Origin of the sequence: Nocardioides ginsengisegetis (genome assembly GCF_014138045.1) — a bacterium.
GTDB classification, from domain to species: Bacteria; Actinomycetota; Actinomycetes; order Propionibacteriales; family Nocardioidaceae; genus Nocardioides; species Nocardioides ginsengisegetis.
In genome coordinates, this window is record NZ_JACGXA010000001.1 from 632,430 (window position 1) to 655,053 (window position 22,624).

Sequence of the window (22,624 nt, forward strand, 5' to 3'; positions counted from 1 at the left end):
TCAGATCCGGGCCAGCGCGGCGGTGAGCGGGTCCAGGCCGAGCGAGCCGAGGTCGAGCGCGGCGCGGTGGAAGGCCTTGAGGTCGAACGACGAGCCCTGCCGGGCCTTGGCGGCGTCGCGGGCCTCGAGCCAGATCCGCTCGCCGACCTTGTACGACGGAGCCTGGCCGGGCCAGCCGAGGTAGCGCTTGACCTCGAAGTCGATGAACGCCGGGTCCATCTGGCAGTGCTCGCCCATGAACTCGCGGCCGAGCGCCGGCGTCCAGGTCTCGCCCGGGTGGAAGCCGAACGGGTTGTCCCGGGGGATCTCCAGCTCGAGGTGCATCCCGATGTCGACGATGACCCGCGCGGCGCGGAAGCTCTGGCCGTCGAGCATGCCGAGCCGGTCGGCGGGGTCGGCGAGGTAGCCGAGGTCGTCCATCAGCCGCTCGGCGTAGAGCGCCCAGCCCTCGCCGTGGCCGCTGACCCAGCACATCAGCCGCTGCCAGCGGTTGAGCACGTCGCTGCGGTAGGCGGTCTGCGCGACCTGGAGGTGGTGGCCCGGGACGCCCTCGTGGAAGACGGTGGTCACCTCGCGCCAGGGGGCGAAGTCGTCGATGCCGTCGGGCACCGACCACCACATGCGACCGGGACGCTCGAAGTCCTCGGAGGGGCCGGTGTAGTAGATGCCGCCGTCGTTGGTGGGGGCCAGGCAGCACTCGATCCGGCGGACCGGGTCGGGGATGTCGAAGTGGACGCCCGCCATCTCCTCGATGGTGCGGTCGGCCAGCTGCTGCATCCAGTCGCGGAAGGCCTCGCGGCCGTGGATCCGGCGCGCCGGGTCGGCGTCGAGGTGGGCGACGGCCTCCGCGACCTTCGAGCCCGGCAGGATCCGGTCGGCGGTCGCGTCCATGTCGTCGGCGAGCCGCTTGAGCTCGTCCCAGCCCCACGCGTAGGTCTGCTCGAGGTCGACGGTCGCGCCGAGGAAGTAGCGCGAGGCCAGCGCGTAGTGCTCGCGGCCGACCGCCTCCTTCGCCCGCCCGCGCGGCTCCATCTCGTCCTCGAGGAAGAGCCCGAAGTCGGCGAACGCCCGGGCGGCGCCCGCGGCGTGCTGGTCGAGCTGGGCGCGCAGGGCGCCGTCGGTCCCGCTGCGGGCGATGAGACCCGCGAAGAAGTCGCCGCCCTCGCCGGTCTGCCCGGTCCAGTTGCTGACCTGGGTCGCGACCTCGGCGTACTGGCGCGCGGCGGCGACGTTGCCCTTCGACGCCTCCTCGGCCAGCGTGACCCGGTAGTCCTGCAGGGTGGCGGGGATCGCGGCGAGGCGTCCGTCGATGTTGACCCACGCCTCCTCGCCCTCGGTCGGCATCAGGTCGAAGATCTGGCGGATCTCGTGCAGCCCGCTGGTGAGCACGGAGAAGTCGGCGCGCACCAGCCCGGCGTCCATCCGGTCGACGTCGAGCCCGAGCCGCTCGAGGAACGCGTCGCGGGCCACGGCCTCGCGTTCGTCGACGGGTGTGGTGGCCGTGGCCTCGCCCAGCGCCCGCCGGGTGAGCTCCTCCCGGGCGGCGAAGCCGTCGGGGGAGAGGTCGGTGAGCCGGTCGTCCTGGCCCGCCACCCCGAAGTACGTCGCTGCGAGCGGGTCGAGGGCGGTGTAGTCGTCCACGAATCGGTCGGAGATCGCGTCCACGCGTCGGTCGTTCGTCACGCGGGCGAGCCTACGGGCTGTCACGGGCTGTCGGGCATGATGGCGGCCAGATCCAGCCGGCCCAGTGGGGGGACGACCGTGTGACCGACCGCGTGACCGACGCCGCGACGCCGCGTCGACGTCTGGCCGTCGCCCTCGCAGGAGTCCTCGTCCTCGCCCTGGTCGCCGGGTTCGGCGCGTTCCTCTTCGCGCGCAGCCACCATCTCGGGCCGTGGCGCCTCGGCGCCCAGGAGGTCAACCCCTTCGGCCAGCGCCCGCAGTACGTCGACCCGCAGTCCCGCGCCGCCCAGGCCGCCGCGCAGGCGACCGCCGACGGGGACACCGCCTCGGCGGCGGTGTTCGAGCGGCTCGCCGCCATCCCGGCGGGCATCTGGCTGACCCCCGAGCAGTACCCACCCGGCCGGGTCGGCGCCTACGTGACCGAGGTCGTGACGGCGGCCGACGCGGCCCGCAACGTCCCGGTGCTCGTCGTCTACGGCATCCCGGACCGCGACTGCAGCGGCCAGTACTCCAGCGGCGGGCTCAGCGAGGAGCAGTACGGCCCGTGGGTGCAGGAGATCGCGACGGCCGCGGCCGCCGCCGACCGGGTCGCGGTCGTCCTGGAGCCGGACGCACTGGCCGCGTCGATCGAGTGCCACGACGAGGACCAGCGGGTCCGCCTGATGAAGGACGCGGTGGGCCGGCTGCGCACCGCCGGCGTCACGACGTACGTCGATGCCGGCCACTCCGACTGGGTGCCCGCCGCCGCGGTCGCGCGGCTGCTGGAGCGGTCGGGCGTCGGGAGCGTCCGCGGCTTCGCCACCAACGTGGCCAACTACCAGACCGACGACGACGAGCGGGCCTACGCGACCCGGATCGCGAAGCTGCTCGGCGGAGCCCACTACGTCATCGACTCGGGCCGCAACGGCAACGGCTCCACGAAGAACTGGTGCAACCCGGCCCGTCGGGCGGTCGGCACCGATCCGGGATTCGTGGACGACGGCACCGGCCTCGATGCGTTCCTGTGGGTCAAGCCGCCCGGCGAGAGCGACGGCGACTGCGGGGGCGGACCACCCGCCGGCGAGTTCTGGCCGCAGCGCGCCCTGGAGATGGCCCGGCTCTCCGGGTGGTGAGGACTTCTCCACAGTTGGGTAACAGGCGGTGCTCAAGTAGCGGTGCCGCGCACGGTGCCCGCCCGCCATTGGTTAGCATCCCCCCATGGGAGTGGGGGAGGACTGGGTCGCCGTCATCATCGAGGACGACCCCGACGTGCGCGATCTCATCGACATCGTGCTCACGCAGTCCGGATTCCGGACGGTCGTCACCCAGGACGGCTACGAGGGTGTGGAGGCCGTCCGCACGCACAACCCCCTGATCACCACGCTGGACGTCAACATGCCGGGCATGGACGGCTTCGCTGCGGCCAAGCGGCTGCGCGAGTTCAGCAACACCTACCTGATCATGATCACTGCCTTGGGCGACGAGATCGACGTCGTGCAGGGCTTCGAGGCCGGCGCCGACGACTACCTCGTCAAGCCCTTCCGCCCGCGCGAGCTCCGGGCCCGCGCCGACTCGATGCTGCGCCGCCCCCGGGCCCGCCAGGAGACCCCCTCCGGCTGGTCCGAGGGAGCCGACGACAGCCCGGTGTCGCCCGTCGCCGCGCCGGCCGCCGTCCCGCCGCCGCCGGCTCCCGAGCCGGTGAAGGAGGAGTCGTGGGCGGCCCGTGCAGCCCGCGACCTGACGGCCAACGCGCCGCACCGTGCCGCGCCCGTTCCCGTGCCCGTTCCCGTGCAGCAGCCCGTCCAGCCGCCCGCTCCGCAGCCGGCGTACCAGCAGCCGCCGGCCCACCAGCCGCCCGCGCAGCCCGTCGTCCCCCAGCCGATCCCCCAGCCGATCCCGCAGTCGACCCCCCAGCCGGCGTACGCGCCTCCCGTGCCGGAGCAGGCGCCCCAGCCCACCCCGCCCGTGCAGGCCAGCCAGCCGGTGCCGCCCGCCCTGCAGGGCGAGGGCGTGCCGCGCCCCGACGGCTCGTGGGTGCGCTTCAACGGCCTGGCCCTCAACCAGGAGACCCGCGTCGTCACCGTGGGCGGCGGATCGATCGACCTCAACCGCACCGAGTTCGACCTGCTCGCCTCACTGCTCAGCACCGGCCGCCGCGTGCGCAGCAAGGCCGACCTGGTCCTGACGATGCGTGGCCAGCAGTACGTCACGTCCTACTTCGTCAACGAGGCCGACAAGCGCTCCGTCGAGGTCCACATCGCCAGCATGCGCCGCAAGCTGAACGACAACGACCAGAACCCGCGCTTCATCGAGACCGTGCGCGGCGTCGGCTACCGCCTCGCCGAGCCCGTCTGACCGACTCGACGTCGTACGGGCCGGCAGTTGCGCCAGTGAGACTTGTCTCGGTGTCGTGGAGGACGTGCTGACCCGAGTTGCGCCCTGTCGTCGCTGACTGACTTTGAGTCGATTCGATCGCGCGTTCTCCACGACCCAGCTCGATGCGCATTCAGGGCGCGCCGGCCGGGCTCGTGACTTGATAGGAGCCTGGCTGAGGTCTCATCACTGGTTTGTCCGTGACCCGGCTCGGCGCGCTGTCCCTGTTGAAAGGACGGCACCAGCATGACTCACAACCACACACAGATCGAGTCCGCCCAGGTCGGGATCTACGGCGGCGTGGACACCCACCTGGACTTCCACGTCGCGGCCGCGGTCAACGCACTCGGCGCGCTGCTGGGCACCGCGGTCTTCGCGACCACGGTCCAGGGCTATGCCGAACTACTGGCCTGGCTCCGCGCCTGGGGACCACTGGCCCAGGTCGGGGTCGAGGGAACCGGCTCCTACGGCGCCGGCCTGGCCCGTCACCTGCACCGCCACGATGTCGAGGTTCTCGAGATCAACCGGCCCGACCGGGCCAGCCGCCGACGCCGCGGGAAGACCGACGCCTACGACGCCGAGGCAGCCGCCCGGACCGCGTTGGCCGGTCACGCCCGAGCCGCCAAGATCAACACCGGGGCCGTGGAGTCGCTGCGGATGCTGAAGCTGCAACGCGACTCCGCGGTCAAGCAGCGCACCGCCACGCTCAACCAGATGCACCAGCTCAGGGTCACCGCGCCCCAAGAACTCCGCGAACAACTGACCGGCCTGACCAAACACACCCTGGCCACCCACTGCGTGCGGTTCCGCGTCACCCGCGACACCAACAGACTCACCGACCCCGTCCAGGCCGCCAAGAAGGCCCTGCATGGACTGGCCCGCCGAGTCCTGGCGCTCACCGCGGAGATCACCGAACTCGACGCCGACATCGCGGCCCTGACCAGGGCCATCGCCCCGGCCACCAGTGCCGCGGCCGGTGTCGGGGCCCAGACCGTGGCACAACTGCTGATCGCCATCGGCGAGCAACCCGAACGGTTCCACAGCGAGGCCGGCTTCGCCGCCCTCTGCGGCACCAGTCCAATCCCGGCCTCCTCGGGGAAGACCCAACGTCACCGCCTCAACCGCGGCGGGAACCGACAAGCCAACAGTGCCCTGCACATGGCCACCCTCAACCGGCTCTGCCACCACCCACCGACCAGGGCCTACATCGCCGCCCGCACCACCGATGCCAAGTCGGACCCCCACCTGCGCCGCAAGCTCAAGCGCTACCTCGCCCGCGAACTCTTCACCCTGCTGCGACAAGACCTACGAGCCCTCAACACCCCCGACATCGCGGCTTGACGCGTCATAGGAGCATCGACTCGATCAGTTGGCGTCGACCGGGATCGACGCGACCGAGGTCCGCTTCTTCGACTCGAAGATCGCGATCGGCACGGTCTGCTTGATCTCCCGGCGCGAGAAGTGCGCGGAGCCGGGGGCGTCCTGGACCCAGACCACGGCGGTGAACATCAGGTCCAGCCCGCGGGTGTCCAGCGACGTCGCCCTGATCCGCTGGTTGCGGAGCTCGAAGGCGCCCTTGGGTGAGGTGATGATCATGCCGTAGCGCGTGGTGACCGGCTCGGGGTCGAAGGTGATGTCCTTGGCGACCGCGTCGAGCCGGTAGGGGTGCTGGGTCCTGCCGCCGCCGGTGGTGATGGTCTTCGACGTGACGGCGATGTGCTCGAGGTAGACCTTGCGCTTCGTGGCGAACCGGTCGCGCAGCTTCCGGTTGAGGTCGTAGGCCTGGAAGGTGAACGAGAAGAACTTGTTGCCCCGCGGGTACCACTCGTTGGTGCGGGGCGTCGACTTGGTCGGGTAGAGCGTGTAGACGAAGTCCATCCCGTCGATCCGGATGTGCGACTGGAAGGTGCCGTCGCGCGTGAACTGCGAGTCGTACGGCGTGGGCGTGGCCGACGGGACCGCCGAGCTGGCGGCCACGGGCTCGGGCCCGGTCAGGTCGTTGACGACCGAGCAGCCGGACGCACCGAGGCTCAGGAGCAGGACACTGGCGGCGGCGATGCCGAGGCGCGCGCGGGGCATGGAGGGCTCCTGGGAGAGTCGGGGGGTCATGCCTTGAAGCCGCGGTAGCGCTTCATGGCCTTCATGATCATCCAGCAGGTCTGAAGGATGGTGATGACGCCGAGGATCGGCCAGCCGACGGCCAGGATGTCGGAGCGGGTCTGGATCGGGACGAACCGCCAGCCCACGGCCGCGCCGGCGAAGAAGACGGCGAGGGCGGCGAACGGGTAGAGCCACGCGGTGCCCTTGCCGCGCTCGGCCTTGGCCTGGGCGGCCCAGTTGTCGGTCTGCTGCCGGCTGAAGAACTTCAGCCAGGCGCGGACGAAGTGGCCCATCCGGATCAGCATGTAGAGCTCGGCCGGGAACACCAGCAGGGCGAAGAGATAGTCGCGCCTGTTGCGGAACTCCATCGAGTGCGCGACCCGGAAGTTCAGCCACACCGCCGCGGCCGGCGGGACCAGCCACCACGCCCGGAACACGAAGGCGTGGATCGACAGGGCGCCGAAGAGCAGCAGGAAGAACATCAGGCGGGTGGTCATGTTGATGACCATCGACATGTGCTCGAACCAGCGCAGGCGGAGGTTGGGGTGGAACGGCTGGCCCTTGGTGTCGCCGCGCTGGCCGGGCCACATCAGGTCGATGGCGCCGAAGTTCCACTTGACCTGCTGGGCGTCGAGCGAGCGGAGGGTGGTCATGCCGCCGACGTGGGCGCGGGCCCGGGCGGAGATCTTGGTGAGGTAGCCGGCGCTCTTGATCTGCAGCGAGAGCAGGGAATCCTCGACCTCGCTGTCGTTGACCCAGGGGGTGCGCTGGTGGCTGTCGCGCAGCACGTCGCGGAGCGCCTGGGTGGCGAAGATGGAGAACTGGCCGCCGAGGACCGCCATGTTGCGGCCCTTGAGCATGTTCTGCATGTTGAACGCCGAGAACTGCGCGCGCTGGCCGGCGATGAGGAACTTCGCGACCGGCCCGTCGATGGCCGAGTCGTCGATGGAGTAGATCGCGGAGATGCCGCCGATCCGGTCGTCGCTGGCGATCTCGTTGACGAGGTGCTCGACGGCGTCCGGCTCGGGGGTGGTGTCGCCGTCGACGCCCAGGACGTAGTCCATGTGCTCGACCAGGCTGTAGCCGTAGTTGAGGGCGCCGACCTTCTTGTCGGGGTTCTTGCCGATGTCGTGGACGTAGATGATCGTGCTCTGCTCGCCGAGCTCGGTCTTCCGCGTGTGCGGGCCGGCGTAGTGGCTGGCGATCTCCACGGAGTCGTCGGAGGTGTTGTTGACGATCAGGTGGATGACGTCGGGGAGCCGGGTCTGCTGGAGCAGCGAGTCGAGCACGCCCGCGATGGTTTCGGCCTCGTTGTAGGCCGGGATGATGCAGCCGACGGTGGGGCGGTACGTCGGGGAGCTGGCCAGCTCGTCGAGGAACTGGTCGGCGTAGGCGGCCAGGTGCGGGTCGGGCGTGCGCAGGTAGGCGTCCTCGCCCATCCCGGGCGGGGCGAGCTGCGGCCCCTGGTCGTACCGCGTCTCGTTCGCGTCCACGCTCTGATCTCCTCATCGACGCCCGGCCGTCCACGGTCGGAGTTCGTGGACACGAGTCTGCTGGGGCGACCTCAAGGGTCACCTCAACAAAGACGCAAGTTTCACGGTCATTATCCGCAAGCGGCGACCGCGGGGCCGGGTTTCCCGAGCGTCAGCGCGGCATGCCGCTGGAGCGCCAACCCCCGGGGCCGTGCGCGAAGGACGGCCGCACCTTGCGGTGGTGGGCCTGCCACTCGGGCGTACGCCGCTCCCGCGGCGCCTCCGGGCCGCCCAGCGAGGCGAAGACCGCGACGATCGCGGCGATCTCCTCGGGGGTGGCGTCGGCGTTGACGACCCGCAGCAGCGGGGTCTCGACAGGCTCGACCACCGGCTCGTCCCCGCTCACAGGGGGATGTTCCCGTGCTTCTTGGGCGGCAGCGTCTCCCTCTTGGAGCGCAGCAGCCGCAGCGACCGGACGATCTCGACCCGGGTCTCGTGGGGGGAGATGACGGCGTCGATGTAGCCGCGCTCGGCCGCGATGTAGGGGTTGGCCAGGGTGGTGTCGTACTCGTCGATCAGCTCGGCCCGCTTGGCCTCGACGTCCCCGCCCTCCTTCTCGATCTTGGCCAGGGTCTTGCGGTGCACGATGTTGGCCGCGCCCTGGGCACCCATGACCGCGATCTGGGCGGTTGGCCAGGCGACGTTGATGTCGGCGCCGAGGTGCTTGGAGCCCATCACGTCGTAGGCGCCGCCGTAGGCCTTGCGGGTGATGATCGTGACCAGCGGGACGGTGGCCTCGGCGTAGGCGTAGATCAGCTTGGCGCCGCGGCGGATGATGCCGTTCCACTCCTGGTCGGTGCCGGGCAGGAAGCCGGGCACGTCGACGAAGGTCAGGACCGGGATGTTGAAGGCGTCGCAGGTCCGCACGAAGCGGGCGGCCTTCTCCGAGGCGTCGATGTCCAGGGTGCCGGCGAACTGCATCGGCTGGTTGGCCACGATGCCGACCGAGCGGCCCTCGACCCGGCCGAAGCCGATCAGGATGTTGGGCGCGAACAGCGGCTGGACCTCGAGGAACTCCTGGTCGTCCAGCACGGTCTCGATGACCGTGTGCATGTCGTAGGGCTGGTTGGGGGAGTCCGGGATCAGGACGTCGAGCTCGCGGTCGAGGTCGGAGAAGTCGGTGTCGGCACTCTGCCCATCATTGGCGTCGTAGGTCGGGGGCTCGTCGAGGTTGTTCTGCGGCAGGTAGGACAGCAGCGCCTTGACGTACTCGATCGCGTCGGCCTCGTCGGCGCCCATGTAGTGGGCGTTGCCGGACTTGGTGTTGTGCGTGCGCGCGCCGCCGAGGTCCTCCATCGAGACGTCCTCGCCGGTGACGGTCTTGATGACGTCGGGGCCGGTGATGAACATGTTGGAGGTGCCGTCGACCATGATCGTGAAGTCGGTGACCGCGGGGGAGTAGACGTGCCCGCCGGCACACGAGCCCATGATCATCGAGATCTGCGGGATGACGCCCGAGGCGTGCACGTTGCGGCGGAAGATCTCGCCGTACAGGCCGAGCGAGACCACGCCCTCCTGGATGCGGGCGCCGGCGCCCTCGTTGATGCCGATGATCGGGCAGCCGGTCTTCATCGCCAGGTCCATGACCTTGGTGATCTTCTCGCCGTAGACCTCGCCCAGCGAGCCGCCGAAGACGGTGAAGTCCTGGGAGAACACGCACACCTGACGGCCGTCGATGGTGCCGTAGCCGGTCACCACGCCGTCGCCGTAGGGGCGGGTCTTCTCCAGGCCGAACGCCGTGGAGCGGTGCCGCGCCAGCTCGTCGAGCTCGACGAACGAGCCCTCGTCGAAGAGCTGCTCGATCCGCTCGCGGGCCGTCTGGCGGCCCTTGGCGTGCTGCTTCTCGACCGCCTTCGCCGATCCCGCGTGGACGGCCTCGTCGAGGCGTCGCTCGAGATCCGCGAGCTTGCCCGCGGTGGTGTGGAGATCGATGTCCGCGGGAACTTCGGTGCCCTCGCCCGGTGCTGCACTCACGTGATGTGGCCTCCTCGTCGACTCGTGGGCCAATGTAGTGCCCGTGACCGATGACCTCGCCGCACGCCCACCCCTCGACAGCCGACGCCTCGCCGACGGCGCCCCCGACTTCGACGTGGAGGTGGTCCCCGAGGCCGCCTCGACCAACGCGATCCTGGCCGACCGCGCCCGTGAGGGCGCCGCGGAGGGGCTGGTCGTCGTGGCCGAGCACCAGACCGCCGGCCGCGGCCGCCTCGACCGCACCTGGGAGACCCCGGCGCGCGCAGCCCTGACGTTCTCGGTGCTGCTGCGCCCCACCGTCGTGGTCGCCGAGTGGCCCTGGCTGCCGCTGCTGACCGGCCTGGCCGTCTCGGCCGCCGTGACGGCTGCCGGTGTCGAGGCCGGGCTGAAGTGGCCCAACGACGTGCTCGTGGACGACCTCAAGGTCGCCGGCATCCTGCTCGAGCGGGTCGAGACCCCGACCGGCGCGGCCGCCGTCGTCGGAATCGGCCTCAACGTCAGCACCACCGCCGACGAGCTCCCCGTCGACACCGCCACCTCCCTGGCCCTGGCCACCGGCGGCACCTTCGACCGGACCGAGCTGCTCGTCGGGCTGCTGGGCCAGCTGCGCCAGCAGTACGACGCGTGGCAGGCGGCGGGCTCGACGGTGCTGCGGCCGGCGTACGAGGCCGCCTGCGTGACCGTCGGCCGGGACGTCCGGGTCGACCTGCCGGGCGGACGGACGCTGACCGGGCGGGCCACGGGCGTCGACGACGCGGGACGTCTCGTGGTGGCCGGAGCGGACGGCGAGACCACCGTCGGCGCGGGTGACGTGATCCATGTGCGGGCGCTCGATCAGTGACATGATTCCGGCGTGGCCATCTCGCAGAAACTGCTCAACGACGGCGAGTCCGTCGTCATCAGCACCCGCACCCACCCCAAGGCACTGCTCGCGCCGCTCCTGTGGCTCGTCCTGATCCTCGCGGTGGTGGTGTTCGCCAACGTGAAGATCGACAACGACGTCGCCGGGTACGTCGCCTGGGGCATCGGCGCGGTGCTGGTCGTCTGGCTGGTGCTGCCTCCGGTGGTCCGCTGGCTCAGCGCGTCCTACACCATCACCAACCGACGCCTGATCACCCGCACCGGCGTGATCGTGCGCAAGGGCCACGACATCCCGCTGTCGCGGATCAGCGACGTGGCCTACGAGCTCGGGCTGGTCGACCGGATGCTCGGCTGCGGCACGCTGGTCATCAGCGACGCGAGCACCAACGGACGCGTCTCGCTGCCCGACATCCCGCACGTCGAGGAGACCCAGCGCCGCCTCAACCAGCTCCTGCACGACCTCAACGACCCGACGGGACACCATGACGGCACCTGAGCCGACGCCGTCCCGGGACCAGCTCGAACGCGCCATCCTCGGCGAGCAGCCGGTCTTCAACGCCCAGGAGGTCTCCCGCGAGACCGGGGTGACCATCCCGGAGACGCAACGGCTCTGGCGCGCGCTCGGCTTCCCCGAGCACGGCGCCGAGACCGCCTTCACCGAGTCCGACGTCGAGGCCGTCCGGACCCTCCAGGGTGTCGTGACCTCCGGGCTGATCGACTTCGACATGGCCGTCAACCTGACCCGGGCGGTCGGCCAGACGATGGCCCGGCTCGCCGACTGGGAGACCGCCTCGCTGGTCCAGCGGGTCGAGGAGCTCGAGAGCGGCGACCAGGCGACCGGGAGCCGGGTCGGGTCGGCACTCCGGTTCATCGAGGAGTTCAGCGAGCCCTTCGAGCAGCTGCTCCTCTACGCGTGGCGGCGACACCTGGCGGCCGCCGTCGCCCGGATGGAGGCACTCGGTGCCAACGAGGAGGACCTCCACACCACGCACATCACCGTCGGCTTCGCCGACATCGTGAGCTTCACGGCGCTGTCCAACCAGATCACCGAGGAGCGGATCGGCGACCTCGTCGAGCTCTTCGAGTCCCGCTGCGCCGACGTGGTCGCCATCCAGCGTGGCCGGATCATCAAGAGCATCGGCGACTCGGTGCTCTTCGTGAACGACGACCCGATCCGGGCCTACGACACCGCCGAGGGGATCATCAACGTCGTCGGCCGCGACTCCCGGATGCCCGACGTCCGGGTCGGTCTGGCCAGTGGCTCTGTGGTGATGCGGCTGGGCGACGTCTTCGGCCCGCCGGTCAACCTCGCCGCCCGGCTCACCGCGGTGGCCCGGCGCAACCGCGTGATCATCGACGCGGCCACTGCGGAGGCCCTCCCGGAGGACCAGTTCGAGACCCGACTGCTGCCCGCGCGACCGGTCCGGGGCTTCGGGATCGTGGAGCCGGTCGCCGTACGCCGCCACTGACGGGCGCTCGAACTGGTACGGAAAAGGTTGGGGATTTTACTCAATTAGCCTCCGCGCCTGCCGATGCGTTCCTACCTTGTCCTTGTGTTTCAGGTCCAGGACATCAAGGTCGACCCCGACAGCCGCCGTGCGTGGCGTGGGGACGACGAGATCGTCCTGTCCCGCAAGGAGTTCGACCTGGTGCTCGCGCTGATCTCGCGCGCCGGCGACATCGTGACCCGCGACGAGCTGATGCGCGACGTCTGGCACACGACGTTCTGGACCTCGTCCAAGACCATCGACGTGCACCTCGGCTGGGTCCGCCGCAAGCTCGGCGACGACAGCCGCCGGCCGCACCTGATCACCACGATCCGCGGCAAGGGGCTGCGCTTCGAGAAGGGTGACGGCGGCCGCCGCGCGGACGGCCACTAGCCTTTCCCCGTGCCCGAGCTCGCTCCGACCCTTGCCGTCATCGGTGGCGGCCAGCTCGCCCGGATGATGGCGCAGCCCGCGATCGCCCTGGGCCTGCCGCTCCGGCTGCTGGCCGAGGCCGAGGGCGTCTCCGCCGCCCAGGTCATCCCCGACCACCTCGTCGGCGACTACACCGACCTCGAGACGCTGCGGAAGGTGACCGACGGCTGTGCCGTCGTCACCTTCGACCACGAGCACGTCCCGACCGACCACCTGCACGCGCTCGAGGACTCCGGCCTCGCCGTGCGCCCCGGGCCCGAGGCGCTGGTGCACGCCCAGGACAAGGGCGCGATGCGCGAGCGGCTCGCCGACCTCGGCGTGCCCTGCCCGCGCAACGCGATCGTCACCACCGTCGCCGAGGTGGAGGCCTTCGGCTTCCCGTGCGTGCTCAAGACGACCCGGGGCGGCTACGACGGCAAGGGCGTCTGGTTCGCCCGCTCGGCGGACGACTGCGCCGACGCCTTCGCGACCGCCGCCGCGTCGGGCGTGCGGATCCTCGCCGAGGAGCTCGTCGACTTCCGGCGCGAGCTTTCCGCGCTCGTGGCCCGCTCGCCGAGCGGCCAGGCCGCGGCGTACCCCGTCGTCGCCTCCACCCAGACCGACGGCATCTGCCGCGAGGTCGTCGCCCCCGCGCCCGACCTGTCGCCCGAGCTGGCCGGGCAGGCGCAGGAGATCGCCCTGCGCGTCGCCGGCGCCCTCGGCGTCACCGGCATCCTCGCGGTCGAGATGTTCGAGACCAACGACGGACGCGTGCTCGTCAACGAGCTCGCCATGCGCCCGCACAACACCGGCCACTGGACGCAGGACGGCGCGGTCACCTCGCAGTTCGAGAACCACCTCCGTGCGGTCATGGACCTCCCGCTCGGCTCGCCGGCGCCGCGGGCCCGGTGGACGGTGATGGTCAACATCCTCGGCGGGCCGGACTCCTCGGTCGGCCGCCTGTACGACGGCTTCCCGCACGCCATGGCGCGCGACCCCCACCTGCGCGTGCACCTCTACGGCAAGGAGCTGCGCCCCGGCCGCAAGGTCGGCCACGTCAACGCCTACGGCGACGATCTCGAGGACTGCCTGGAGCGGGCGCGGCACGCCGCCGCCTGGTTCGCCGGCGACCTCGGCAACGAGAGCGAGTGACCATGTCTGACCTGCAGCCCCGGGTGGGCATCGTGATGGGCTCCGACTCCGACTGGCCGGTGATGAAGGCCGCCGGTGAGGCGCTGGCCGAGTTCGACATCGCGTTCGAGGCCGACGTGGTCTCCGCGCACCGGATGCCCGACGAGATGCTGGCCTACGGCCGCGACGCCGCCGGCCGCGGGATCTCCGTGATCATCGCGGGCGCCGGGGGAGCGGCCCACCTGCCCGGCATGCTCGCGGCCGTCACCCCGCTGCCGGTGATCGGTGTGCCGGTCCCGCTCAAGCACCTCGACGGCATGGACTCGCTGCTCTCCATCGTGCAGATGCCCGCCGGCGTGCCCGTCGCGACCGTCGCCGTCGGCAACGCCCGCAACGCCGGCCTGCTCGCCGTCCGGATCCTCGCCGCGACCGACCCGACCCTGCAGCAGCGGATGGTCGACTTCCAGGCCGAGCTCCGTACCATCGCCCAGGAGAAGGGCGCGGTCGTCCGCAGCGACTCCGCCCCGCGCAAGCTCGGCTTCTAGCGAGTCGCGTCGGGATAGTCCCCACCGCAGTTGCTGTCGTTCGGGCCATTTCACGACAACTGCGGTGGGGACTATCCCGATCTACTCGCCGCGGACCCGGCCGCGCAGCGACTTGGTCTGCCCCCGCTGCTTCTTCGCCTCGAGCCGCCGTCGCTGCGAGCCCCGCGTGGGCTTCGTGGGGCGTCGGGGCGGTGGCGGGGGAGCGAGCGCGGTCCGGAGCAGGTCGGCGAGCCGCTCGCGCGCCGCGACCCGGTTGCGGTGCTGCGAGCGGTGCTCGGAGGCGACCACCACGACCCGGCCGTCGACCAGCTGCCCGCCGAGGCGACGCAGGGCCCGCGACCGCTGGTGGTCGGACAGGGCCGAGGAGCCCAGGACGTCGTACACGAGCTCGACCCGGCTGTCGGTGGTGTTGACCGACTGCCCGCCCGGCCCGGCGGACTTCGAGAACCGCTCGACCAGCTCGGCGGCCGGGATCGTCAGGCCCTGCGGCAGGCCCGGTCCCGGCGTGACGGCGAGGTCGTCGCCGGGGCGGCTCACGTCCGCCGTCGGCGCCACTCGATGGCCGGACAGGCGTCCATGACCATCGGGACGCCGGCCTCGGCCGTGCGCAGGAAGGCGTCCTCGTCGATCACGCCGAGCTGGAACCACACGCCCCGCGCGCCCACGGCCACGGCCTGGTCAGCGAACTCGCCGGCCGACTCGCTGCGCCGGAACACGTCCACCACGTCGATCGGGAACGGCACGTCGGCGAGCGTCGCATAGCCCTGCTCGCCGAGCACGACGGGCGCGGACGGATGGATGGGCACGATGCGCTTGCCGCGCCGCTGCAGCAGCGCCGCGATCTCGTACGCCGTGCGGTCGGGGTTGCCCGACAGCCCGACGACCGCCCACGTCTCGCAGTCGTCGAGCATGAAGCGGACGTGCTCCGCGTCCTGCCACTCAGCCATGCCCCCAGCCTAGGGGCCGGCCATCTTGCGGAAGACTTGCCGAATTCTTGCCACACCCTTGGGAACCGTCCCGCATGCTTGGTCGAGTTGCGCCGAATCCACACATGGGGCCGGACTCGCCGGTTAGCGTGACGTGATTGCTACTGGGAGGTAGCGACACCTTGAGTGCTCGGGAGGGAGCATCCAGATGAAGATTTCTGCTATTTCAAAGCGCCTGGCGACCGTCGGTGTCGCCACTGCTCTCGCCGCGGGCGCCATGGTCGGGGCGACGGCCACGTCCGCCAGCGCGGCGTCGGCGTCCAACGACTACACGTGCACGGTGCCGCTGCTCGGCGCCCAGACGTTCCCGGTCACGATCTCGAGCACCCCGCTCGACCTCGTCAGCTCGCTTCCCGCCGGGCTGGCGTTCCCGGCCGGTGCGCTGGACGCGCTGAGCTCCACCGGTCACGCCATCGACATGACGATGACCGCGCCCGCGATCGTGGTCCAGACCCTGGCCGGCATCGGCACCCTGACCGGTGTCAGCGCCCCGGCCCTGGCCATCCCGCTCGGCTCGAGCTCCGTGCCGGTGTCGGGCCTGGCCCTGACGGGTCCCCCGGCCGTGCAGCCGGACGGCAGCGCCATCTTCAACCTCGCCGGCAGCAACGGTGCCTTCGCCGTCCCGGCCGCGGGTGAGTACGACATCACCATGCCGAGCGCGTTCCAGTTCATCGCCTCGACCACCAGCACCGACTTCCCGAACATCCCGGTCGACTGCACGACCGCGGCCCCGGCCACGATCAAGCACCTCACGGTGACCAAGAACAACGCCGCGTTCACCAGCATCAAGCCGGCCGTCACGCCCTACAAGGCGAGCAAGGCCGCCAAGCTGGTCACCAAGGTTGGCGCCGCCAACCACGTGCCCACCGGCATGGTCATCGTCAAGGAGGGCACCAAGACCCTCGGCAAGGCTGCGCTCAACAGCCTCGGCAAGGCCGTGGTCAACATGGGCAAGCTCTCCCCGGGCAAGCACGCGCTGAAGGTCCTCTACAAGGGCGACTCCTACTCCACCGCGGCGCCCACGCAGAAGCTGACGGTCAAGTCCGTCAAGTGACCTCGGCCTGATGGCCTGAATCACACCGTTCAACCCTGGACGCCCGTCCGGTGCCTCGCGCACCGGGCGGGCGTTCGGCGTCCCGTTACCCGGAAGTAGGATTCGGCCCATGAGCGCTGACTTCCCCCTCTACGCACTCTCCGAGGAGCACCAGGCGATCCGCGAGGCGGTGCGCGCGGTCTGCGACGCGAAGGTGGCGCCGTACGCCGCCGACGTCGACGAGAACGCCCGCTACCCCCAGGAGGCGCACGACGCGCTGCTGGCCGCGGACTTCCACGCCCCCCACGTGCCCGAGGAGTACGGCGGCGCCGGGGCCGATGCGCTCGCGACCGTGATCGTGATCGAGGAGGTCGCCCGCGCGTGCGTGAGCAGCAGCCTGATCCCGGCGGTCAACAAGCTGGGCTCGCTGCCGGTGCAGATCTCCGGCTCGGAGGAGCTCAAGAAGCACTACCTCGGCAAGCTCGCCGCGGGTGAGGGCGGCTTCTCCTACTGCCTGTCCGAGCCCGACGCCGGCTCGGACGCGGTGTCGATGAAGACCAAGGCCGTCCGCGACGGGGACCACTGGGTCCTCAACGGCGTGAAGCGCTGGATCACCAACGCCGGCGTCTCGGAGTACTACACCGTCATGGCCGTCACCGACCCCGACAAGCGCTCCAAGGGCATCTCCGCCTTCGTGGTGGAGAAGTCCGACGAGGGCGTCTCCTTCGGGGCCCCGGAGAAGAAGCTCGGCATCAAGGGCTCCCCGACCCGCGAGGTCTACCTCGACAACGTGCGGATCCCGGCCGACCGGATGATCGGCGCCGAGGGCACCGGCTTCGAGACCGCGATGAAGACCCTGGACCACACCCGCGTGACCATCGCCGCCCAGGCGGTCGGTGTCGCGCAGGGCGCGCTGGACTACGCGCTCGGCTACGCCAAGGAGCGGAAGCAGTTCGGCAAGTCGATCGCGGAGTTCCAGGGCCTGCAGTTCCTGCTGGCCGACATGGGCATGAAGGTCGAGGCCGCCCGGCAGATGACCTACGCCGCCGCCGGCCGCTCCGAGCGGGGCGACAAGGACCTGACGTTCTTCGGCGCGGCCGCGAAGTGCTTCGCCTCGGACGTGGCGATGGAGGTCACCACCAACGCGGTGCAGGTGCTCGGTGGCTACGGCTACACCCGCGAGTACCCCGTCGAGCGGATGATGCGCGACGCGAAGATCACCCAGATCTACGAGGGCACCAACCAGGTCCAGCGGATCGTGATGGCCCGCCAGCTCCTCGCCGGGATCCAGTCCGAGCTCTGACGCTCGGTCCGGCCGCCCTCAGGTCGCCGGACACGCCGACACGTACGGCCGGTCGCCGAAGCTGGCCCGCCACTCCTCGGCCGACAGCTGCCGGCCGGCCATCCGGCAGGCGGCGTCGACGGCGTGCTGCGGGTCGAGGTCCCAGGTCCACGCGCTGCCGGTGGACGGGTCGAGGATGCGGGCCGAGCCACCGTCGGGCAGGAACGCCGCGGCCAGGTAGGGGCGGCCCTCCACGGCGACGCTGGCCAGCGCCGACACGGTCCGCACGTCCCACAGCGTCACGGAGCCGTCGAAGCTCGACGTGAGCAGGCGGGTGCTGTCCGGCGAGAAGCTCGCCTGGCCGGGGATGCCGCCGTGGCCGGGCCCGGGCGGACGCACCGGACGACCGGACTCGAGGTCGAGGACCAGGACCTGCCCCGCGGCGCCGGTCGGTCCCGCCTCCTCCGAGCCGGTGCCACCGGTGACGGCGGCGTATCGCCCGTCGGGGGAGACCGCCAGCCAGAAGCTGTAGCGCAGGCCCAGCGGTCCCTCGCGGAGCACGGAGCCGGACTCGAGGTCCAGCAGCGCCCACCGGGTGTTCTGCCGGGTCCAGAAGACGTTCGGCCCCGGTCCGCCGATGAGGACGACCGCCGTCCGGTCGTCGGGGCGCATCGCCACCCAGGACACGCTCTCGCCGACCTCGATCGGCCGCCCCACCGGCGCCAGGGTCTCGCCGTCCAGCAGGCTGACCCGACCCGACAGCTCGGCCACGGCAAGCCGGGAGCCGTCGGGGGAGTAGGCGATCTCGGTGACCTTCCCGCTGCTGACCCGCGTGCTCCGGGCCCGGTGCCCGCTGGCGATGTCCCAGACGATCAGGTCCTTGCCGGTCGCGGTGGCGTAGTGCTCGCCGTCCGGGTGCCAGGCGCCGACGGTGTGCCGGTAGCCCGGCTGCATCGGGATCTCCGAGGTTGCGCCGGTCGTGTAGTCGCGGAAGCTCCAGGCATCCCCGGTGAGGACCGTCGACCAGCGCCCTCCGGGGGCCAGGACGCCCCACCCGCTGGGCGCCGGGGTCGGCAGGTCCACGACAGGGAGGTACTGCCGGTGGCCCGCGAGGTCCCACTGCCGCAGCAGCTCGCCGCCGGCGGCGGCGGCGAAGAGGTAGGAGCCGTCGGCCGCGTAGTCCACCGACCCGCCGTTGCCCCGGTCGAGGGTGAACTCGGCCTGCACCGACGGCCGCTCGTGGGCGATGTCCCACTCGGTCACGATCCGGTCGCCCCAGCAGATCCCGAGCAGCGAGCGACGGTCCGGCGAGATCCGCAGGTCGACCAGGTTGCCGCTCGAGGGCAGCGTCGACAGGGTCCGGCCCGTCCGGGTGTCGACGAGCTCGGCGCCCCAGTCCCGGATGCCCGCCAGTACGTCGGGGTCGCGGGTGACGGTCAGGCTGGTCAGCGGCGATCCTCCGTGGTCCACGACGGTGGCCGCCCCGGTGCGGAGGTCGTGCCGGGTCAGGGGATCGCTGGTCCACAGCGTCCCGCCGTCGTCGCTGAGCGCGACCGACGGGCCGTCGACGGCCGGGACGCGGACGGTGATCGGGGGCCGGCTGCCCGTGAGGTCCCACACCATCGCGCGCGTCGCCACGGGCTCGAGGCCGGTGCCCTCGACGCGGCTGCGCTGCAGGGCGACCGCCAGCCGGCTGCCGTCGGCGCTGAACCCGAGGTCGCGGACCTCCCAGCCCCGGTCGGGCAGCCCGCGGAGCCGGTCCTCGGGCGCCAGCGTGCGGGCGTCGAGGAGCTGGGCCGGTGGCCCCACGTTGGCGGTCGCGCCGACCGCCAGCAACGTGCTGTCGGGGCTGAAGGCGAGCAGGCGCCGTCCCCACTTGCGGCTCCACTCGACCCGCGGCACACCGGCCTGGTGCTCGGCGACGAACGCGCCGGTTCCCGCGTCGTACAGGCGCACGAGGCGGGCCTCGTCGAGGGTCGCGACCGACCGGCCGTCCGGGCTCGTCGCGACCTCCAGGATCTGATCACCCTCGCGCAGCGGGGTCGAGGCGATCAGCCGGGGGTTGCGCCCCATCGCGGCCAGCAGGCTGCTGCGGGTGTCGGGGGAGTCGTGCAGTGCCACGCCGCTCAGCGCGAGCAGGAGCGACTCGTCGATGTCGTCGCTCACCAGGGCAGCCGCACCGGCCCGGCGCGCGACCGCGGTCGTCTCGGCGTCGGTGGCGGCCACGGAGCTCTCGTCGGCGCTCCGCTTCTGCTGGACCGCGAGCATGCCGGCCACCACGGCCAGCACCGTCACCACGACGGCGCCCGTGAGCACCCCGCGCAGGCGGTGGATCAGCCGGGCCTGCTCCCGGGCCCGCTCGGCCGCGGACTGCTCCTCGAGCTCGGCCACCCGCCGGCCGGCGTCGAGGAACTCCTCCTCGGTGGCGGTCAGGGTGCTGCGGCTGCGGGCCTGCCACTCGACGGCGCGGGCCAGCCGCACCCCGCGGTAGAGCTCGCTGTCGGGCCGCCCGAGGGAGTCCCAGGCGTCGGCGGCGGCAGTGAGGTGGTGCAGGATCCGCTGGCCGTCGACGTCGTCGTCGAGCCAGGCGCGCAGCCGCGGCCAGGCGCGGGCGAGCGCCTCGTGGGTGATCTCGAGGATGCCGTCGTCGCTGGTGACCAGGCGGGCCGCCACGAGCATCTCGATGAGACGCTCGTGCTCGTCGTCGGTGGCGACCTGCCGGCGCGGCACCCGGCTGCGCACCGGCTCGCCCTCGCTGCCCGCGGCCACCAGGCGCAGCACCAGGTCGCGCAGCAGGTGACGGCGACCCGCGCCGACCTGGGCATAGAGGCGCTCGGCCGACTGCGCCACCGCACCGTGGATGCCGCCGGTCGACTGGTAGCCCGCGACCGTGAGCGTGTGGCCCTCGCGGCGCTTCCACGTCTCCAGCAGCGCGTGCGCCAGCAGCGGCAGCGCTCCCGGGTCGTCGCGCACCTCACGGACCAGCAGGTCCACCAGCCCGGGCTCGAGGAGCAACCCCGCCTGGCGCGCCGGGCCCTCGATCGCCGCCCGGAGCCCGTCGTCGTCCAGACCGCCCACGAGGTGCAGGCCGCGCTCGACGAGCCGGCCGAAGGACGGGTGCGAGGCGACGTCGGCCAGCCGGTCGGCGCGCAGGGCGATGGCAACGGTGCCGGTGGTCGCCTCGTGCACCAGCGCGGCGAGGAACTCGTGCCGCTCGGCCGGGTCGGCGCACAGGGTGAAGACCTCCTCGCACTGGTCGACGAGCAGCACCGGTCGCCGTCCGCCGGCCGCGGTCAACGCCGTGAGGGCCTGCATCGGATGCTCCCCGGGGGTGAGCACGACCACGGTCTGGCCCTGCCGGCGCAGCGCCGCCCCGATCCCCGCCCGCAGCAGCGACGACTTGCCGCAGCCGGACGGCCCGACCAGCGCCACGCTGGAGGTACGCCGCAGCACGTCCAGGCACGCAGCCACGTCGTCGTCGCGCCCGAAGAACGAGTCGGCGTCGCCGACGTCGTACGCCATCAGGCCCTGGTAGGGGCAGGCCTCGTCGCCGGCCGGGCGGGCGTCGTCGACGAGCAGCGACGCGTCCTGCCGCAGGATCGCCTGCTCGAGCGCGGCCAGGTCGGGGCTCGGGTCGATGCCGAGCTGCTCGGCCAGCAGCACCTTGACCTGGTGGATCGTCCGGAGGGCCTCGCCCTGACGCCCGGCGAGGTACTGCCCGTAGGCGAGCAGCGCCCACCGGCGCTCGCGCAGCGGAGCGGCCCGCACCAGCGACTGGCACTCCGCGAGCACCTCACGGTGCCGACCGGCCCGCAGCAGCGCGTCCACCCGCAGCTCCTCGGCCTCGAGCAGCAGCTCGCCCAGCCGCGCGGCCTCGGCGGTCGCCGGGTCCCACCCCTCGACGTCGGTGAACGGGTCGCCGCGCCACAGCGCCAGCGCCTCGCCCAGGACGTACGCCGCGCGGTCGGCCTCACCGAGGGTCAGCAGCTCCCGCCCCCGCTCGACGAGCACCTCGAACCGGCGGGCGTCCACGTCGTCCGCGGACAGCCGCAGCAGGTAGCCACCGGGCGAGGTCTGGATGGCGTCCGGCCCGAGAGCCTTGCGCAGCCGCACGATGCAGCCCTGGAGGATCTTCGTCCCCGACGGCGGCACCGTGTCGCCCCAGAGCGCGTCCTTGAGCTGGTCGGCGGTCACCGGCCGGTCACCACCCGTGGCCAGGGCGGCGAGGACCACCCGGTCGCGGGGGCTCAACCGCGGCTGGCCGTCGACGGTCAGGGGACCGAGGACCGTGATGCCCACCCGTCCAGAGTCGCAGGTTCCCGGGGGTCGTCAACCCGCCCGATACCGGGCCGATACCGCACGGCACCCGGTCCGGAACCGGGCGCTGGCACACCGGTGACATGCCCGGGGCATCCGGCCCCGCACCACCGAGGAGCACCGCCATGAACCACCACACCACCACCCGCCGCCACCCCCGCTGGAGCTGGACCTCCGCCTCGGCGGGAGCCGCCGCCGCGGCGATCACCGCCCTGCTGGCCGGATCCTTCTCCGGCACGCCGGCCGCGGCGATCCCCGTCGAGCAGAGCACGCCCCCGCCCGTGACCGCCCCCCTCGACCCCACCCGCTGCCCGTCCCTCCCCGACCCCCGCTTCGTCGGCGGCCCCTGGGCGCACACCGTCCCGGGCTGCCCGGAGGTGTCGCAGTGGTGGAAGCACGTTCAGCACAGGTGAGGCTCCGGGTGTCGCCCGCTTCGCGGGCGGTTTGCCGCTGCGCGGGGCTGCCTTCCCGGGAGGTCGGGCTTCGGGGTGGGGCCGACGGGGCGCTCCCACGGTCCCCTCGCGAGTCCCTGGGGTCGCCGTGTCGCCGCTACAGGCGGTTTCCTTCCGTGTTCGCCGTCGGCGGCGCCACGCCGACCTTTTACGGGACCTCGCGAGGGGCCCGCGTGCTCGCCCCGCCGTCCCCGGGCCGTCCCCGGGCTCTCGGGCGGGCGGGGGTGAAGGGTCGCCAGCTGACCCGTTCTGGGCTGACGCGGCATGTCCCTCGTCTTGCGGCAGCGCGGACCGGGTGGTCGACCGACCTTGTTTCCCGCCCGCCCGGGAGCCGGGCGGCGAGCCGTGGGGACGGGCGGGCGCGCACGCGGCGACGATGCGAGGTCCCGTCAAAGGGAGGCGCGGCGCCGCCCAGCGGCGGCCCGGCAGGAAACCACGCCGTGGCGAGCGACGCGGCGAGCATAGGGACTCGCATCGT

The 22,624-nt window shown here is 72.0% G+C and carries 20 protein-coding genes; 12 read left to right on the forward strand and 8 right to left on the reverse strand.

Annotated features, from left to right (window positions below):
- Window positions 1-1,683 (reverse strand): DUF885 domain-containing protein, encoded by a 1,683-nt coding sequence (locus FB382_RS03005; protein ID WP_343055464.1) that lies wholly within the window; start codon window positions 1,681-1,683, stop codon window positions 1-3.
- A gap of 80 nt (window positions 1,684-1,763) precedes the next feature.
- Between FB382_RS03005 and FB382_RS03010 the strand changes: the two genes are divergently transcribed.
- From FB382_RS03010 to FB382_RS03020, 3 genes are all read left to right on the forward strand, one after another.
- On the forward strand, window positions 1,764-2,795 hold the full coding sequence (locus tag FB382_RS03010; RefSeq protein WP_182536688.1) for a glycoside hydrolase family 6 protein: 1,032 nt from the start codon (window positions 1,764-1,766) through the stop codon (window positions 2,793-2,795).
- 85 nt (window positions 2,796-2,880) lie between these two features.
- A complete protein-coding gene (locus tag FB382_RS03015; protein WP_182536690.1) occupies window positions 2,881-4,017 on the forward strand; it encodes a response regulator in 1,137 nt (378 codons plus the stop codon).
- Window positions 4,018-4,281: 264 nt separating this feature from the next.
- Window positions 4,282-5,376 carry an IS110 family RNA-guided transposase gene (locus FB382_RS03020; protein ID WP_182536692.1) on the forward strand — a complete coding sequence of 365 codons (1,095 nt, stop codon included), beginning with the start codon at window positions 4,282-4,284 and terminating at the stop codon, window positions 5,374-5,376.
- A 24-nt stretch (window positions 5,377-5,400) separates the two neighbouring features.
- Here the strand turns inward: FB382_RS03020 and FB382_RS03025 are convergent, their stop codons facing one another.
- The 4 genes from FB382_RS03025 to FB382_RS03040 all read right to left on the reverse strand — a co-directional run bounded on the left by FB382_RS03025 (window position 5,401) and on the right by FB382_RS03040 (window position 9,641).
- On the reverse strand, window positions 5,401-6,114 hold the full coding sequence (locus FB382_RS03025) for a hypothetical protein (RefSeq protein ID WP_182536694.1): 714 nt from the start codon (window positions 6,112-6,114) through the stop codon (window positions 5,401-5,403).
- Window positions 6,115-6,140: 26 nt separating this feature from the next.
- Window positions 6,141-7,628: a glycosyltransferase family 2 protein gene (locus FB382_RS03030; protein WP_343055465.1), complete on the reverse strand. Its 1,488-nt coding sequence runs from the start codon at window positions 7,626-7,628 to the stop codon at window positions 6,141-6,143.
- Window positions 7,629-7,779: 151 nt separating this feature from the next.
- A complete protein-coding gene (locus FB382_RS03035; RefSeq protein ID WP_220481242.1) occupies window positions 7,780-8,013 on the reverse strand; it encodes an acyl-CoA carboxylase subunit epsilon in 234 nt (77 codons plus the stop codon).
- Window positions 8,010-9,641: a carboxyl transferase domain-containing protein gene (locus FB382_RS03040; protein WP_182536696.1), complete on the reverse strand. Its 1,632-nt coding sequence runs from the start codon at window positions 9,639-9,641 to the stop codon at window positions 8,010-8,012. Before FB382_RS03040 ends, FB382_RS03035 begins: the two co-directional genes overlap by 4 nt.
- A gap of 43 nt (window positions 9,642-9,684) precedes the next feature.
- On the opposite strand from FB382_RS03040, the gene FB382_RS03045 reads away from it, so the two are divergent.
- The 6 genes from FB382_RS03045 (at window position 9,685) to purE (ending at window position 14,076) form a co-directional block, all read left to right on the forward strand.
- On the forward strand, window positions 9,685-10,482 hold the full coding sequence (locus tag FB382_RS03045) for a biotin--[acetyl-CoA-carboxylase] ligase (protein WP_182536698.1): 798 nt from the start codon (window positions 9,685-9,687) through the stop codon (window positions 10,480-10,482).
- 12 nt (window positions 10,483-10,494) lie between these two features.
- Complete coding sequence (locus FB382_RS03050) at window positions 10,495-10,998, forward strand: PH domain-containing protein (RefSeq protein WP_182536700.1); 504 nt, start codon at window positions 10,495-10,497, stop codon at window positions 10,996-10,998.
- Window positions 10,985-11,971, forward strand: coding sequence for an adenylate/guanylate cyclase domain-containing protein (locus tag FB382_RS03055; RefSeq protein WP_182536702.1), 987 nt, complete (start codon window positions 10,985-10,987; stop codon window positions 11,969-11,971). Before FB382_RS03050 ends, FB382_RS03055 begins: the two co-directional genes overlap by 14 nt.
- 84 nt (window positions 11,972-12,055) lie before the next feature.
- A complete protein-coding gene (locus FB382_RS03060) occupies window positions 12,056-12,382 on the forward strand; it encodes a winged helix-turn-helix domain-containing protein (RefSeq protein WP_125039193.1) in 327 nt (108 codons plus the stop codon).
- A 9-nt stretch (window positions 12,383-12,391) separates the two neighbouring features.
- Entirely contained in the window at window positions 12,392-13,552 is a 1,161-nt protein-coding gene (locus tag FB382_RS03065) for a 5-(carboxyamino)imidazole ribonucleotide synthase (protein WP_182536704.1), read from the forward strand.
- Window positions 13,553-13,554: 2 nt separating this feature from the next.
- Window positions 13,555-14,076, forward strand: coding sequence for a 5-(carboxyamino)imidazole ribonucleotide mutase (purE, locus tag FB382_RS03070; protein WP_182536706.1), 522 nt, complete (start codon window positions 13,555-13,557; stop codon window positions 14,074-14,076).
- 81 nt (window positions 14,077-14,157) lie between these two features.
- Here purE and arfB read toward each other — a convergent pair whose 3' ends face one another.
- Window positions 14,158-14,613, reverse strand: a complete 456-nt coding sequence (arfB, locus tag FB382_RS03075) for an alternative ribosome rescue aminoacyl-tRNA hydrolase ArfB (RefSeq protein ID WP_182536708.1) — start codon at window positions 14,611-14,613, stop codon at window positions 14,158-14,160.
- The gene (locus FB382_RS03080; RefSeq protein ID WP_182536710.1) at window positions 14,610-15,023 is read right to left on the reverse strand and encodes a CoA-binding protein; all 414 of its coding nucleotides are present in this window, start codon (window positions 15,021-15,023) and stop codon (window positions 14,610-14,612) included. Before FB382_RS03080 ends, arfB begins: the two co-directional genes overlap by 4 nt.
- 187 nt (window positions 15,024-15,210) lie before the next feature.
- Between FB382_RS03080 and FB382_RS03085 the strand changes: the two genes are divergently transcribed.
- Window positions 15,211-16,116, forward strand: a complete 906-nt coding sequence (locus tag FB382_RS03085) for an Ig-like domain repeat protein (RefSeq protein WP_182536712.1) — start codon at window positions 15,211-15,213, stop codon at window positions 16,114-16,116.
- A 109-nt stretch (window positions 16,117-16,225) separates the two neighbouring features.
- Window positions 16,226-17,398 carry an acyl-CoA dehydrogenase family protein gene (locus FB382_RS03090; RefSeq protein ID WP_182536714.1) on the forward strand — a complete coding sequence of 391 codons (1,173 nt, stop codon included), beginning with the start codon at window positions 16,226-16,228 and terminating at the stop codon, window positions 17,396-17,398.
- Window positions 17,399-17,416: 18 nt separating this feature from the next.
- On the opposite strand, the gene FB382_RS03095 is transcribed toward FB382_RS03090, so the two are convergent.
- On the reverse strand, window positions 17,417-21,676 hold the full coding sequence (locus FB382_RS03095) for an nSTAND1 domain-containing NTPase (RefSeq protein ID WP_182536716.1): 4,260 nt from the start codon (window positions 21,674-21,676) through the stop codon (window positions 17,417-17,419).
- A 143-nt stretch (window positions 21,677-21,819) separates the two neighbouring features.
- Between FB382_RS03095 and FB382_RS03100 the strand changes: the two genes are divergently transcribed.
- Window positions 21,820-22,107 carry a hypothetical protein gene (locus FB382_RS03100; protein ID WP_182536718.1) on the forward strand — a complete coding sequence of 96 codons (288 nt, stop codon included), beginning with the start codon at window positions 21,820-21,822 and terminating at the stop codon, window positions 22,105-22,107.
- The last annotated feature ends 517 nt before the right edge of the window (window positions 22,108-22,624 follow it).